We start from the raw sequence: 15,875 nt of genomic DNA, 5'->3' as shown, positions 1-15,875 counted from the left end.
ACAAGAAAGCCCGACTCGAAAGAGCCGGGCTTTTTTACGTCTGTAAGAAAGTGAAAATATTAGCTATCAGCCGTCAGTTATCAGCTGCACAGCGTCAACCTGTACTTTGTAGCGTGGGTTGAGTATCACGAAACCCACGGGTAAAAGAACGCGACGACCACCACAGTGCCCAGTGAATCCCATTAAAAAAACATTAAGAGTACTTTGCTATGTGACTCTCCACCGCTGTGGGTACTACGACATCGCCAGGCTCAAAGATAAGGAAGCCGACTAGTAATAGTCGGGCTTTTTACGTCTGAAGAAAAGTTATATCCAGCACTTTCTTCTCTAAAGCGTTGCGTCTCCTAAGCGCAGCGCTTCTTTGTGAACAGTGTTTTGACTATTAAAAGCATTTAACAATGATGACTTTCCATTCACTTTGGCTTTATACCGCTATAGGCACTACGACCTCGCCAAGCTCAAATACAAGAAAGCCCGACTAGTTCTTTATTCGCCTCACCAATAACTATCCATTTTACATATAGCTAAGTAGCAGTTTGTTTCTGTATTTAAGCTTTAAGATAAACAATATTTATTCAACATAGCTAGATTACAAATATAATTTTGCTTTGTTAGTGGCTTTGATTTAGGATCAAAATAGTTTAAAACCAAGAACTAATAGCCAGTGTATAGATTATTAATTAGTGCCATATCATTTATATTTTGTTTCTCTGTATCGGCAGTTGAAGTAACTGATCTGTATCAAGATATATTAAAAGTAGACGATAAAAGCCGAGACACGCGTTTGGCCGCTAGCCGTAAAGCATTACTTAATGTTTTAGTAAAGGTAAGCGGTGATGAGTCTGCTGATCAAAATAAGCTTGCTCAGCAGCGTACCAAAAATATTTCAAATTACATGCTTAAATTTGAATATGATGAAAAAGCAAATGGTCAACTTAATTTAGTCGTTAAATTTGAAGCGCGTAAAATTAATGAACTAATTAAAGAATTAAATTTACCTCTTTGGGGTGTTCAGCGACCACTGGTTGCCATTTGGTTAGGCATTGAAGACAATTGGCGTAGAGAGCTCGTAACGCAAGAAAGTTACCCTCAGTTAGAGCAACTTATATATGACAAAGCTGGACGGCGTGGTTTGCCCGTGGTAGTACCACTATTGGATCTACAAGACAGACGTTTAGTTGGGATCCCCGAGGTGTGGGGCAACTTTTCAGGGCCTGTTGAAGAGGCGTCTCGACGTTATAGTGCAGAGCGAAGTATCACGGCAAGAATGTATCAAGAGCCTGACAGTGAAACTTGGATTTTAGACTGGCGTTTCACTAATGATGACTTATTCGATTCAAACCGACTTGAGGGTGATAAACAACAAATTGTAGGCGAGATGATAGATAGTTTAGCATTGGGTTTAGCCAATGAATACGCTATTGACCCTAATGCATATTATGAACAAGCTGCGGCTACGCTCACCTTAAAAGGCACTCAGAGCTTTGTCGACATTGAACTTGCAAAACGCCGTTTACAAAATTTGAGCGTCGTAACGCAAGCAACGATTATGCGTAAAACCCCAGAGTTTGTTGAGTTTAAGCTTAACCATACTGGCAGTGTGGCAGATCTTAAAAAAGGCCTTGGGCTTGATAGTGCATTTAAAGACTATGTCGACCCACGTGCATTTTACCACGTTGTAGATAAAAATAGTCTTGAGTATCAATGGGTCGGTGAGTAATGCTAAGCGCTGAGCCAATGCAAATGGCGCTGCCGGTCACCCTGCCTGACGATGAAACATTTGCTTCTTACTTTGGTGGGGAAGACTCATTAGAGGTAAATCATCTCAAGGCGAGCTTTTCAAAGGTTGCCAATAAATTTCAATACACCTATTTGTGCGGGTTGGGTGACTCTGGTAAGTCTCACTTGTTGTACGCAACCTGCATTCAAGCCCAAGAGCGTGGTTGGTCGAACATGCTTTTATCTATGCGCGAAGTTATCGACTTTGGCCCTATGGTACTAGACGGTTTAGAAGCTCTGGACGTATTATGTATTGATGATGTGCACTTAGTTGCTGGTAATGATGCGTGGGAAAAAGCCCTTTTTAACTTTTTTAATCGCTTTAACGAGCCCGGTAAAATGTTGGTAGTAACGGCTGATTTACTACCCGATATGTTAAATATTAGCTTACCTGACTTAGAGTCTCGCTTAAAGTGGGGAACCACTTTTCAAATTCGTTCAATGAGCGACGATGATAAAGCACAAGCACTTGTTAAGCGTGCGCATATGCGTGGGCTTGAACTAAGCGATGAATGCGCGCGCTTTTTATTAACGCGCTTGAGCCGCGATATGCGTGCTTTATTAGACGTATTAGACAAATTAGATCACGCATCAATGGCCGCACAACGAAAATTAACAATTCCCTTCATAAAATCAACGTTAAAGCTGTAGTAGGTCTAGAATCTAGACCCTGCTTTCAGTTATCATTACTCAACAAAATTGTAATCACCTTCTTTGAAAGATCAGGTATCGAATGAACTTAGAAAATATTTTAGCGCAAGCACTTGAGGCTGTTGCCAGTGCCAGTGAAATCGCGCAACTAGAAGAGATCAGGGTTAATTACCTTGGTAAAAAAGGCGAAATCACAAGCTTACTTAAAACACTGGGTAAAATTGCGCCTGAAGAACGCAAAGAAGCAGGCCAAGTAATTAACCAAGCAAAGCAAGATGTACAACAAGCAATTAACGAAAAGCGTGAGCTTTTAGCAAGTAAAGCGCTTGAAGAAAAGCTAGCGGCTGAAACAATTGATGTAACTTTACCAGGGCGCGTAATGCCAACCGGTGGATTACACCCAGTAACGCGCACAATCGAGCGTATAGAAAGCTTTTTTGGTGAACTAGGTTTTGCTGTTAAATCAGGCCCAGAAGTAGAAGACGATTTTCATAACTTTGATGCGCTAAATATTCCTGAGCATCACCCCGCACGTGCTGATCACGATACCTTTTATTTCAACCCTAAATTAGTGCTGCGAACGCAGACAAGTGGTGTGCAAATCCGTACTATGGAAACAGAGCAGCCACCACTGCGAATTATCTCGCCTGGTCGAGTATATCGTAACGATTACGACCAAACGCATACCCCAATGTTTCATCAGGTAGAAGGTTTAATGGTTGATACCGACGTAAGCTTCACAGAGCTTAAAGGTATTTTACACGACTTTTTGCGTAACTTTTTTGAAGAAGACATGGAAATTCGTTTCCGTCCTTCATTCTTCCCATTTACAGAGCCTTCAGCTGAAGTAGATGTTATGGGTAAAGACGGTAAATGGCTTGAAGTATTAGGTTGTGGCATGGTTCACCCTAATGTACTTAAGTCAGTGGGTATTGACCCAGAAAAATACACCGGTTTTGCTTTTGGTATGGGCGTAGAGCGCTTGACCATGCTGCGCTATGGCGTAAATGACTTACGTGCATTTTTTGAAAATGACTTAAAATTCCTAAACCAGTTCCGTTAAGAGTGAAAATATAAAATGAAATTTAGTGAAAAGTGGTTAAGAGAGTGGGTAAACCCTGCTATTGATACGCAAGCTCTTTCGGAACAGCTTTCTATGGCTGGCCTTGAGGTTGACGCAGTTGAGAGCGCCGCAGCGGACTTTAACGGCGTAGTCGTTGGTGAAGTAGTAGAGTGTGCACAGCACCCAGATGCAGATAAACTTCGCGTTACTAAAATCAATGTAGGTGGCGATGAGCTACTTGATATTGTGTGTGGTGCGCCAAACTGTCGCCAAGGCATTAAAGTAGCAGTTGCAACAGTGGGCGCTGTTTTACCGGGCGACTTTAAAATTAAAAAAGCAAAATTACGCGGTCAGCCATCTCATGGCATGTTGTGTGCTTTTGTTGAGCTAGGTATTAGCGAAGAAGGCGATGGCATTATGGAATTGCCAAGCGATGCGCCAATTGGTACAGACTTGCGCGAATACTTAGGCCTAGATGACAACATAATTGATGTTGACTTAACGCCAAACCGTGGTGATTGCTTAGGTATAAAAGGTCTTGCACGCGAGGTCGGTGTATTAAACAGTGTTGATGTAAACGAGTTACAAATTCCAGCTGTTAGCGGCACTATTGACGATAAAGTATCTATTGAGCTTGTTAATGCTGATGCGTGTCCGCGTTACTTAGGGCGTGTAATTAAAGGCGTTAGCCTTGATGCAGAAACACCACTTTGGATGGTTGAAAAACTACGCCGTAGTGGTATTCGCTCAATCGACCCTGTTGTTGATGTTACTAACTATGTATTACTAGAACTTGGTCACCCAATGCATGCATTTGATTTAAATGCAATTGAAGGGGGTATTAAAGTACGTAATGCTCGTGCAGACGAGGAACTCGTATTACTTGATGGCAATACTGCAAAACTGAATGAATCAACACTTGTGATAGCTGATGATAATAAAGCGCTGGCGATTGCTGGTGTTTTTGGTGGTGAGCAATCAGGTGTAACAGAAAAAACCGCTGATATTTTATTAGAAAGCGCGTTTTTTAATCCGGTAGCAATTGCAGGCCAAGCCCGTAGTTATGGCTTACATACCGATGCATCACACCGCTATGAGCGTGGTGTTGATTTTACCCTTCAACATGATGCAATGGAGCGCGCAACCGCTTTATTACTTGATATTGTTGGCGGTGAAGCAGGACCGGTTGTAGAAGCTGTGGCTGCTGATAAACTACCAAAAGTGACTGAAGTACGTCTACGTCGTGCACGTTTAGACCGTGTAATTGGTCATCATATTGACGATGCAAAAGTGACTGATATTCTAACTCGTTTAGGATTAGACGTTAAGTTTGAAAACGATAGCTGGAGTGCTGATATACCAAGTTACCGTTTTGATATATCTATTGAAGAAGACTTAATTGAAGAAGTTGCGCGTGTTTATGGTTACAACAGTATTCCAAATGTTGCCCCAACTGCAAAGTTAAAAATGACTACTCATGATGAGTCAACCATTGCGCTAAGTAAGTTTCGTAATACGTTAGTGACACGTGGTTACCAAGAAGCAATCACGTACAGCTTTGTAGACCCTAAAGCACAAGCTATTATACACCCGCAAAGTGCACCGCTTATATTGCCGCACCCAATTTCAATTGAAATGTCGGCTATGCGTGTAAGCTTAATGCCAGGCCTTTTAGCATCGGTTGCGTATAATCAAAACCGTCAACAACCACGTATTCGTTTATTTGAGCATGGCCTTAAATTTATTAGCGACGACAGTGCAGAAAATGGCCTACAGCAAATACCTGTAATTGGCGGTGTGATAACAGGCCTTGCTCATGGTGAGCATTGGGTTGAGCAAAAACGCAACGTTGATTTTTACGATTTAAAAGGTGATGTTGAAGCCTTATTAGCAATCACCAACGATACAAGCCGTTTTGAAATTAAAGCTGAGCAGTCAGACGGTTTACACCCAGGCCAATCAGCGGTTATATATGTTGAAGGTAAAAAGGTAGGATTTTTTGGTGCTCTTCACCCTCAGGTGCAAAAATTGTTAGATATCAATAACGCAACTTTTGTATTTGAAATAGAAATGTCTGCAATAGAAAAAAGAAATTTACCGCAAGCTGTAGGGGTTTCAAAATTCCCTTCAAATCGCCGCGACATCGCGATTTTAGTGGCTGACAGCGTTAATTCAGGTGATATTTTAAGCACAATAGAAAAAGTTGGCGGAAATCAATTGGTTGACCTAAACTTATTCGATGTGTATAAGGGCAAAGGTATTGAGCCAAATTATAAGAGTTTGGCGATTGCTCTAACACTGCAGGCGGTTGATAGAACACTCGAAGAGAAAGATATCAATCTGGTAGTTGATAACGTGGTGGCCACATTGGCCGAAAAGTTTAATGCATCGTTGAGGGACTAGATATGGCGCTTACTAAAGCCGACATAGCTGAACACCTATTTGAAAAGCTCGGGATCAATAAAAAAGATGCCAAAGATTTAGTTGAAGCGTTTTTTGAAGAAATCCGCTCAGCGCTTGAAAAAGGCGAGCAGGTTAAGCTCTCTGGATTTGGTAACTTTGATCTTCGTGATAAAAAAGAAAGACCAGGCCGAAACCCGAAAACAGGAGAAGACATCCCTATTTCGGCGCGCCGCGTGGTGACCTTTAGACCAGGTCAAAAGCTTAAAACCCGTGTAGAAGTGGGTACAAGCAAAGCAAAATAAAAAAGGGCAGCGAAAGCTGCCTTTTTTATTTAAAACCTTAGGGTTTCATGTTTTTAAAACATGGTTAATGCCAGGGTTTTGCTTACCTAAAATTCTCGAGGCGATACAAACTCACCGTTTTGTATTTGCTCATACGTTTGTTGGGCAAGTGTATCGAGTGCATCTAAATTTTTACCATCACTCATTAGTTGGTGCTCTATTGGTAATAAATCTATATTTTCTATACCCGCGCTTTGCGCCACTTTCGAAAAAATGTAAGCGTGTTTATATTTATCATGCTTATAAAACAAGCTAATTAACGAGGTATACACTTCAGGGTTAGGTTGTTGACCTTGTTTATTTAGCTCAAGCGTTTTGTAGAGCAGATCAATCGTTTTTTCATCATCAAATTTAATGTAATAAGAGGCAAGATAAAACTGCATCTCTGCGCTATTGGTGACGCTTTCGTCATTTTCCATTGCAAGCAAACGTGTTAGTGCATTTTGCTCATTGTTACGCGACCAATGATAGTAAAGCAAACCAGGGTGGTTTGTGTTTTTTGTGTCTTGATAAAGGCGGGTCATTTCTTTAATGCTAGTAAGTTGGCCTTCTATGCGCGACGTCGTTTTAGACTTTAGTTTAATATGCTCAATTTTTGCGGCTAAAGTAATACATTGATTATATGATTCAAACCCTTTTAGTAATTGGTATTTGTTTTCATCTGTGGGTTTTTTATATTCAATATAGCGTTTTAAAATAACCTCAGAGCGCTCATTTTTACAATGGCTATCTTTATTTAAATCACTACAAAAGCCAGGTGTTTCCTTACATACCTGAGCGAGAGTCAGTGGTTCTTCGCATCCTGTTAACGCGAGCAATGTGAGTATTGCGCCTGCTCTTAAAACCATTCCTTAACCTCAAATGAATATATACATTACCATTCTAGCGCAATCATTTGTGCGCTAACAGTAGAGAATAACTTTAGATTACCTTAGAATAGCCCTGCCTGAAGTGCATTACTCTCAAAATCGAATGCATTTTTATAGGCTATCCGTTCAAAATGATTAAATTAGGTAAATAAAATGACCTCATCTCACGAATTAGAATACACAAATAGTTGGCAAGAACGTCAAGATTACGCTGAAAGCATGCAACCTATTATTGGTAAGCTTTATCGTAACCGTGGCATAGAAATCGCTGTATATGGCCGTCCTCTCGTTAATGCCAGTACTATCGATATTATCAAATCACATAAAACTGTAGCTCAATTTGAAGGCACTAAATTACGTTTACGCGAAAGCTTTCCGTTTTTAGAAGCGATTAGCAAAATGGAGTTAAATTCAGCACGTATTGATATTGGTAAACTGGCTTATAGCTATTTGTACAGTGATGCTGCTAATGGCCGCACAGTTGATGAGTTTGTAAAAGACGAATTAGCTGAGATAGCCGACTCACCAGCCAAAGAGCCGCGTGATGTAGTGCTTTACGGTTTTGGTCGTATTGGGCGTCTACTAGCGCGCTTATTAATTGAAAAATCAGGCCCTTATGCCGACTTACGTTTACGTGCAATTGTAGTGCGCGGTGGTAAAGAAGGTGACCTTGAAAAACGTGCAAGCTTATTACGTCGCGATTCAATTCATGGCCCATTTAATGGCTCAATTACCATTGATAAAGAGCGTAATGCAATTAAAGCCAATGGTAGCTACATCCAAGTGATTTATGCTAACTCGCCAAGCGAAGTTGATTACACTGCTTACGGTATCGAAAATGCACTTGTTGTAGATAATACTGGTATTTGGAAAGACGAAGCGGGCCTTGGTCAGCATTTAGAGTCTAAAGGCGCTGCAAAAGTATTATTAACAGCACCGGCTAAAGGCAACATTAAAAATATTGTTTACGGTGTAAATAACCAAGACATTAAGCCTGAAGATAAAATTGTATGTGCAGCAAGCTGTACCACCAACGCGATTACGCCAACCCTAAAAGCATTGAACGATAAGTTTGGTATTAATAACGGCCACGTAGAAACCGTGCACTCTTACACAAACGATCAAAACCTTATTGATAACTACCACAAAGCAGAGCGCCGTGGACGTGCCGCAGCGCTTAATATGGTAATTACCGAAACAGGTGCAGCTAAAGCAGTATCTAAAGCCTTACCAGAATTGGAAGGTAAACTAACAGGTAATGCGATTCGTGTGCCTACTCCTAATGTATCGCTAGCTATATTAAACTTGAACCTTGATAGCAGCACAACGACAGAAGAGCTAAATGCGTTTTTACGTGAAACAGCATTGCACTCAGAATTGCGTGACCAAATCGACTACACCGCATCAACTGAAATTGTATCGACCGATTTAGTGGGTAGCCGCTATGCGGGTGTGGTTGATTCGCAAGCTACCATTGTTGAAGGTAACCGCGTTGTTTTATACGTATGGTACGACAATGAATTTGGTTACAGCTGCCAAGTAGTACGCTGTATGCGTGATATGGCAGAAGTGGCTTTCCCAAGCTTACCTCGCTAATATAAACGCAATTATACTAAGCCAGCTTTTTTGCTGGCTTTTTTAGTCGCGTAATATTTTTAAAGTGTACCCTGTGTGGTAGGCTTTAATTATTGAGATGTGTACTGCGGTTATCCCGTAATTATGCATTTTACTATTTATAAAATAGTGTCAGTTCTGCAAGTGAAGCAGATAAACTTATTCTACCTTAAGGTTTTTTCATGAAAATCAGCAGCAATTTTGATAGTGGTAACATAAAGGTTATCGAAGCCACCGAACCGCTAAATATTCAATTAGAAATTAACAATGATCACCAGTCTGAATTTTATCAATGGTTTCACTTTCGCCTAGAAACAACACCTTATCAATTGCATAAGTTAAACATTAATAATTTAGATAAATCAGCCTACCCCGATGGCTGGGAAGGTTACCAAGCGGTTGCCTCGTACGACCGTCAAACCTGGTTCCGTGTGCCTTCAAATTACGAAAATGGCACACTTACGTTTGAGCTAGAGCCTGAGTGCGGCAGTGTTTACTTTGCTTACTTTGCGCCTTACAGCTACGAGCGTCATTTAGATTTATTAGCGTGGGCACAAAGCGAAGAGCTTTGCCAACTACAAACATTAGGCCAAACACTTGATGGCCGTGATATGAGCGTGCTTAAAATTGGTCAGCCTAGCGAAGATAAAAAAACAATCTGGATCACAGCACGCCAACACCCTGGCGAAACAATGGCAGAGTGGTTTGTAGAAGGGTTATTACACAAATTGCTAGATGACGAAGACCCGCATGCCGCAGCACTATTATCAAAGGCTGTGTTTTATGTAGTACCAAACATGAACCCAGATGGCAGCGTACGTGGTCACCTTCGTACTAACGCAAAAGGCGTTAACTTAAACCGTGAATGGCAAACGCCTAGCATGGAAAATAGCCCAGAAGTGTATTTAGTGCTTAATAAAATGCGCGAAACTGGCCTAGACATGCATTTAGATATTCACGGCGACGAAGCAATCCCTTATAACTTTGTGGCAGGCAGTGAAGGTATTCCAAGCTACGATGACCGCTTAAAAGACCTAGAAGATAGTTTTAAAGCAGCATTGCTTACTATAACGCCAGAGTTTCAAGATGAGCACGGTTACGATAAAGACGAGCCGGGCAAAGCTAATTTAACAGTTGGCTCATCTGCAACAGCAGAAGAGTTTAAAGCACTTACTTACACAATTGAAATGCCGTTTAAAGATAATAACGACTTACCAGACCCTGATTACGGCTGGTCAGACCGCCGCTCGTATCAATTTGGTCAAGATACTTTAGCGGCTATCGTAAATGTCGTTGATAAATTAAGATAAATTAGTATAAGGTAGGGGCAACATTAAATGTTGCCCTTTTTTATTACAAAATTAACAAATAATAAAAGTGTGCAATAGCTTAGTTATCGTATTACGTAACTCTCAATAAGTAATAAACAATCAACAGTCTCAAATAAAATAATAAGAGGTATTTAGCGTGGATGCATTCGGACAACTTTTAGATAGCCTAGATGGCATGTTAGGGGGCGCAGTGTGGTTCCCCTACGTGCTTTTAGGTGTTGGTCTATTTTTTACTATTTATTTAAAGTTCCCACAAATTCGTTATTTCAAACATGCGTGTAAAGTGGTTACTGGTAAGTTTGATAAAAAAGGCACCGAGGGTGATACAACCCATTTTCAAGCACTTGCTACTGCGCTCTCTGGTACCGTAGGTACAGGTAACATTGGTGGGGTGGCATTGGCTATTTCTATTGGTGGCCCTGCAGCATTATTTTGGATGTGGATGACAGCTTTTTTTGGTATGACCACCAAATTTGTAGAAGTTACGCTTTCACATAAATACCGCGAAAAAACACAAGACGGCACCATGGCGGGCGGTCCCATGTATTACATGGATAAACGCCTAAACATGAAGTGGCTAGCTATTTTATTTGCTGTTGCTACTGTAATTAGTTCATTTGGTACAGGCAGCTTGCCACAAATTAATAATATTGCGCAGGGTATGGAAGCCACATTTGGTTTTGCCCCTATGGCAACCGGTGCTGTGTTATCTATTTTACTGGCGTTGGTTATTTTAGGCGGTATTAAACGTATTGCTGCAATTACATCACGTGTAGTGCCCATTATGGCTGTTATTTACATTGTGGGTGCGTTAGGGGTTATTTTTTACAATGTAGAAAACATTGGACCTTCGTTTGCCTCAATATTTGTTGATGCATTTACAGGCTCTGCTGCAGCGGGTGGCTTTTTAGGCGCATCTTTTGCGTATGCATTTAACAGAGGTGTTAACCGTGGTTTGTTCTCGAATGAGGCGGGTCAAGGCTCAGCACCCATTGCTCACGCATCGGCAAAGGCAGATGAGCCAGTGTCTGAAGGTATGGTGTCAATTTTAGAGCCGTTTATCGATACAATCATTATTTGTACATTAACAGGCTTAGTTATTTTATCGTCTGGCGTATGGAACGAAAAATTCGAAACGCATTTTGAACGATCATCAATGAGCATCATTAAAGGTGACTACTCAGAAACTAACGAAGCGCAGCGCCAAGAGCTATACAATTACCTAAATGGTAACGAGAGCAAGGTAGAGCTATTTAACGGCAATATTAATGTGGTTAATGGCGAGCCAACAAGCAATGGTTTTACCGTATTACATTCTCGCTCAATTGGTGAAGACATCCGTTTTGGCCTTACCGAAAAACATAAGTACACAGGTATTGTTGAGGTTAAAAACGGTATGCCAACGGATGACAGCATAAGTTTAATTGGTAAATCGTTAGTGCATTCAGCAGAGCTGACTACTAAAGCGTTTACACGTGGCTTCTTTGGCGATAGTGGCCAATACATAGTATCGATAGGCTTATTGCTATTTGCGTTTTCTACAGCTATTGCATGGTCGTACTACGGTGACCGTGCCATGATTTATTTACTCGGTAATCGCTCTGTTATGCCGTATCGCGTATTTTACGTTGCGGCGTTCTTTTGGGCGTCGTTTGCCGATACTACTTTAGTGTGGAAATTAGCTGCCGTTGCAATTGTCGTTATGACCTTGCCCAACTTATTTGGCATTATGTTATTGCGTAAAGAAATGAAACAATCCGTAGATGACTACTGGGTTAAATTCAAAAAAGACAACGAGCAATAAAACAAGTACAATAAAAGGCGCCGCAAGGCGCTTTTTTTATGCGTAGTATGGAGAGTAGTATGGCGATTATTCATTGCCCCAAATGTGCAAAATCAATTTCAGATAAACATCAGCAATGTCCACATTGCAATAGTAACATTGGCGCACTTAACTCTGAGCAGGTACAACAGCTTCAGCGCGAACAGCGAATTAAAAAACAGCAAATGTTTATGAACCATTCTTTCTTGGCACTCATACTATTTTTAGGTGGCTTTTTTTGCTTGTACTTTTTACAACCCGCAAAAGAAACCCTTGAGTGGTACGCTTATACAGTTGCAATTGGTATTGGCTGTATTTGGTATTTAGTAAACCGCGTTATTTTAGTGACTCTAAAAAAGAAAAGATGACATGAATATTGACAACCTTGTACAAAATATCACCCCCGAATTATTTGAGCGTTTACAGTATGGTGCTTCAACGGGTAAATGGCCCGATGGTACGCCGCTTTCTGATGAGCAAAAGCAACAAACGGTGCAACTTGTTATGCTTTACCAAGCTAAAATAGCGCAATCGAACGAGCAATTTACTATTGGCGCTAATGGCGAAATGATCCAAAAGACAAAAGCACAATTACAAAAAGAATTTAAATCTGAAAACGAAATAGCTAGGTTTAGTGAACATGATCTTTAAACACCTTTTTACACCTAAGTGGAAACACCCAAAGCAACAGGTTCGTCTAGACGCTATTGAAAAACTTGATGTAGAGCGCGACGCATCAATTTTAAGTTCATTAGCACTGGAAGATAATTCAGCCGAAATACGCCGTAAAGCACTGCAAAAAGTAAATAACTTAGCACTGTGGTGGAAAGCTTATAAACAAGATCAGGTGCTAAAAGATGTAGCTGAAATTCAAATTTCAAATGCTGTGTTAAATAACGAAAGCGCACTGAGCACACAAATAAAAAGTGAGTATATAGACCGTTTTGCGCCAGTTAAAACGCTTGAAAAACTTGCCTTTGCTGAGAAAGAGCTGCAAGTACGCGTTAAACTTTTAAAGCGTTTAGCAAATCCTAAATTAATTGAAAAAGCATTCAAAGAAGGTAGCGAAGAGGTTCAAAGTCAACTTGTAGAGCTAGTTATAACGCATCAACTTGTTAAGTCATTAGTAAAACATGCTAAGGGTGATGCAAAGCAGCAGCTAGAGCAACATAGTGAAAACGAGCGTTTAGCGATTGAAATGCCTGCTCAGGTAGAAAGCGCAACGCGCGTTATTTTAGCAAAGCTAAACGCCCTGCGAGATAAAAACGATTACGCCATAGTAAACCCACAAGCCGGTGAATTAATGGCGCAGTGGCAAGCGCTTGAGCTTAAATGGTTAAGCGAAGATCACGTTAAAGAGCTAGATAAAAAATACATCAGCATTACTGATAAACTCGATGCACATATTGCAACATTAAAAGCACAGCACGAACAACAGCAGCAGCGTTTAGCAGAGCAACAGCGCCAACTGCTTGCACTGGCAACGTTAGAGGCGCTAAGTGAAGAAATTGAAAATGCATTACAGTTAGGTTTAGAAATCCCTGAGCAAATTCAGCAAGATTGGCTAGAGGCAAAAGTAGCACAGGCTAAGCAGACGTTAACCGATGCGCAGCACGGCGATAATCCCCAAACTAAGCAGGTTATTATTAAGCTTGAAAAACTATTCAACCAAGTAGCTAAATTACCCGAGCTTAGTAGCTCAATTGCGCAATTTAAAATTGCGTTTGATGAGCTAAAAGGCATAGAGCCTGCGCAGCAGCTAGCCGATTACGACGATGTTTTAACTCGTTTTAATAACGCATTTAAAGAAACTCGTAGCCACCTAAATGTGCTAGATGGGGCATTGCAGCAAAACTTTAAATCGCAATTAAATGCGCACAAAAAGCAGTTTTTAGCGCAAATGAGTGAGCTGACAAAACCGCTTGAAAAAAATCAAAGCACCGCCAAACGAAAAGCCCGCGATGTAAAGCGCCTTATTGAACAAGGTCGCTTTAATGTTGCATTTGGTGTATTTAAAGGCTTTGAAGAGTTGTTTGATAAATTAACACCGCAATTTCAGCAGCCACTTGTAAACTTAAAAGCCGATTTAGAAGCGCAACTTGCAGAAGCAAAAGATTGGCAAAAATACGCGGCAGCACCAAAACGTGAAGCCTTACTTGAAGAAGTGGCAGCGTTAGTCGACCAACCGTGTGACGACCCACAGCAGCGTGCTGAGCAAGTTAAAGCGTTTCGTAAGCGTTGGAACGAGCTTGGCCGTTTAGATACAGAGCAAGAAAAGCAACAAGGTGAGCAGTTTGATAGCAACATAGAGCTGTTATTTGCACCGTGTCGTAGTTACTTTGCCGAGCAAGAAGTGGCGCGTGAAGCGGCAAAAGCTCAGCGTCAAGCCCTGATAAACGACATGCAAACACTAAGCGAGCAAGACACCGCTGTCGAAAGCTTTGACTGGAAGCAATTTGAAAGCCAATACAACCGTTTAAATAAAGCGTGGCGCAGCGTAGGTAAAGTTGACCCTAAAACATACCGCGTATTAAATGAAAGCTTTAAAGCACAGCAACAAACTGTATTTGCTATATTAAATGCGTATCATAAAGATAACGCTACACAAAAAAGTGCCTTAGTGGAGCGTGCCTCAGTGCTTTCGCAAAGTGAAGATTTAGCAGCAGCATGCCAAGAGCTAAAGCAATTACAACAGCAGTGGCAAAGTATAGGTTTTGCAGGTTTAAAAGCTGAAAATGCGCTATGGCAAAAGTTTCGTCAATATAACGATGAAACTTTTAGCAAACGTAGCAGTGAGTTTGAGCAGCAAAAGCTGGCTCAAAACGAAACAGATAAACAAGCAGCAATAGAACTGGCCGAGCTAGAAAATGCCCTTGAGCAAGTAAATCAAAAAGCCCAATTGCATGACCTTGAAACCAAAGTAAAAGGCTACGCACGATATAAATCGCTGGTGCCAAAAGTTGCAGCATTATTAAGTGCGATTGAAGAAAAGCTCGCTTTACTTACAAGCCAAGCACAACGCGCTAATTTTGAAGCACTTATTGATGCACTTGAAAATAACGATGTATTACCAAGTCAGTTTCAAGTGCCACTTGCAACGTCGCTAAGTAGTGAGCAACTTATTACAAGAATGGAAATTCTTGCTAATGTAAGCTCGCAAAATGCAGCGCTTAGAATGGCAGAGCAAGTCGCCATGCTTGATGACAAACACCGTGGTGAGCATGCTGATTTAAACTATTATTTGAAGCAGTTATTAGCGCTCAGTAAGGGTTCAGTTGAGCCTGACACACTTGCTAAAATTAAAACGATTTTCGCAGCATAATATGTAATTTGCCTGTATTAAATACGGGGATTGCATGATAAAAGCCGCTGTTAAAGCGGCTTTTTTATAATTAAACGAGGATATAGGTGAGCATGAGAATTTTATTACTGTTTTTAACCACATTACTTTTAAGTGCGTGTAATTCTACACAAGGCGTGTCTGTTTATTCATTTACCAGCTCAGAGGTAGAAAGTGTACTAGGTAATCAGCTGCCTAAGTTAAGCGAAAAGGTGAGCTTAATGGGCTTGCCCGTGCAGTTTGATGTAAACGATTTAAGTGTAGATATAGGCCCTGATAACCGTGATGTTGTGGTGCTAGGCGCTGATTCAAGTGCTGAGGTAAATGCTTTTGCCCTAAAATACCCAGTACGCTTAAAGCTGCAAATAGAAGGAAGCCCGTTTTACGACAGTGAAAAAAAAGCCGTGTTTTTACGCAATATTAAACTACTAGATTCAAGCGTGGATGCAGGGGGTTTTAAAGGTAATTTAGCGGCACTTGATAATGAGGCCATGGACGTTATGAACGCCTTTTTAGCGGTTAACCCTGTTTATACATTAAATATGGATGACCCTAAAATGATGTTATTAAGTAAATTGCCCCTAGATATGAAAGTAGTAAAAGGGGCTATTAAATTAGTTCCGCGTCTTTAATGAACAGCACACCGATTACGGTAGCTTTAC

General features: G+C 40.9%; 13 protein-coding genes. 12 read left to right on the top strand and 1 reads right to left on the bottom strand.

The features are described from left to right. The first annotated feature begins 664 nt into the window (after nucleotides 1-664). The 5 genes from AN393_RS17215 to ihfA all read left to right on the top strand — a co-directional run bounded on the left by AN393_RS17215 (nucleotide 665) and on the right by ihfA (nucleotide 6,198). Nucleotides 665-1,720, top strand: coding sequence for a DUF2066 domain-containing protein (locus AN393_RS17215; RefSeq protein ID WP_055016227.1), 1,056 nt, complete (start codon nucleotides 665-667; stop codon nucleotides 1,718-1,720). Continuing rightward, nucleotides 1,720-2,430, top strand: a complete 711-nt coding sequence (hda, locus tag AN393_RS17210; protein ID WP_171037686.1) for a DnaA regulatory inactivator Hda — start codon at nucleotides 1,720-1,722, stop codon at nucleotides 2,428-2,430. The genes AN393_RS17215 and hda overlap by 1 nt, the downstream gene beginning before the upstream one ends. An 82-nt stretch (nucleotides 2,431-2,512) precedes the next feature. After that, entirely contained in the window at nucleotides 2,513-3,493 is a 981-nt protein-coding gene (gene pheS / locus AN393_RS17205) for a phenylalanine--tRNA ligase subunit alpha (protein WP_055016228.1), read from the top strand. A 15-nt stretch (nucleotides 3,494-3,508) separates the two neighbouring features. After that, a complete protein-coding gene (pheT, locus tag AN393_RS17200) occupies nucleotides 3,509-5,896 on the top strand; it encodes a phenylalanine--tRNA ligase subunit beta (RefSeq protein ID WP_055018731.1) in 2,388 nt (795 codons plus the stop codon). Nucleotides 5,897-5,898: 2 nt separating this feature from the next. Then, nucleotides 5,899-6,198, top strand: coding sequence for an integration host factor subunit alpha (gene ihfA / locus AN393_RS17195; protein ID WP_002960690.1), 300 nt, complete (start codon nucleotides 5,899-5,901; stop codon nucleotides 6,196-6,198). 86 nt (nucleotides 6,199-6,284) lie between these two features. Here ihfA and AN393_RS17190 read toward each other — a convergent pair whose 3' ends face one another. Beyond that, on the bottom strand, nucleotides 6,285-7,085 hold the full coding sequence (locus AN393_RS17190; protein WP_055016230.1) for a DUF2989 domain-containing protein: 801 nt from the start codon (nucleotides 7,083-7,085) through the stop codon (nucleotides 6,285-6,287). 174 nt (nucleotides 7,086-7,259) lie between these two features. On the opposite strand from AN393_RS17190, the gene AN393_RS17185 reads away from it, so the two are divergent. From AN393_RS17185 to AN393_RS17155, 7 genes are all read left to right on the top strand, one after another. After that, on the top strand, nucleotides 7,260-8,702 hold the full coding sequence (locus AN393_RS17185; RefSeq protein WP_055016231.1) for a glyceraldehyde-3-phosphate dehydrogenase: 1,443 nt from the start codon (nucleotides 7,260-7,262) through the stop codon (nucleotides 8,700-8,702). A 200-nt stretch (nucleotides 8,703-8,902) separates the two neighbouring features. Next, nucleotides 8,903-10,030: a M14-type cytosolic carboxypeptidase gene (locus AN393_RS17180; RefSeq protein ID WP_055016232.1), complete on the top strand. Its 1,128-nt coding sequence runs from the start codon at nucleotides 8,903-8,905 to the stop codon at nucleotides 10,028-10,030. 157 nt (nucleotides 10,031-10,187) lie between these two features. Continuing rightward, complete coding sequence (locus AN393_RS17175; protein ID WP_055016233.1) at nucleotides 10,188-11,855, top strand: sodium:alanine symporter family protein; 1,668 nt, start codon at nucleotides 10,188-10,190, stop codon at nucleotides 11,853-11,855. 59 nt (nucleotides 11,856-11,914) lie between these two features. Further along, a complete protein-coding gene (locus AN393_RS17170; RefSeq protein ID WP_055016234.1) occupies nucleotides 11,915-12,241 on the top strand; it encodes a hypothetical protein in 327 nt (108 codons plus the stop codon). 1 nt (nucleotide 12,242) lies between these two features. Then, the gene (locus AN393_RS17165) at nucleotides 12,243-12,524 is read left to right on the top strand and encodes a YeaC family protein (protein ID WP_004587239.1); all 282 of its coding nucleotides are present in this window, start codon (nucleotides 12,243-12,245) and stop codon (nucleotides 12,522-12,524) included. Then, on the top strand, nucleotides 12,514-15,195 hold the full coding sequence (locus AN393_RS17160; protein ID WP_055018730.1) for a DUF349 domain-containing protein: 2,682 nt from the start codon (nucleotides 12,514-12,516) through the stop codon (nucleotides 15,193-15,195). Before AN393_RS17165 ends, AN393_RS17160 begins: the two co-directional genes overlap by 11 nt. Nucleotides 15,196-15,287: 92 nt before the next feature. Beyond that, nucleotides 15,288-15,845 carry a DUF1439 domain-containing protein gene (locus tag AN393_RS17155; protein WP_055016236.1) on the top strand — a complete coding sequence of 186 codons (558 nt, stop codon included), beginning with the start codon at nucleotides 15,288-15,290 and terminating at the stop codon, nucleotides 15,843-15,845. Nucleotides 15,846-15,875 lie beyond the last annotated feature (30 nt).

It is taken from the genome of Pseudoalteromonas sp. P1-25, assembly GCF_001401805.1.
GTDB lineage: Bacteria > Pseudomonadota > Gammaproteobacteria > Enterobacterales > Alteromonadaceae > Pseudoalteromonas.
Note: the sequence above shows the minus strand (reverse complement) of the source record. Positions and strands in the feature narration are given on the sequence as shown.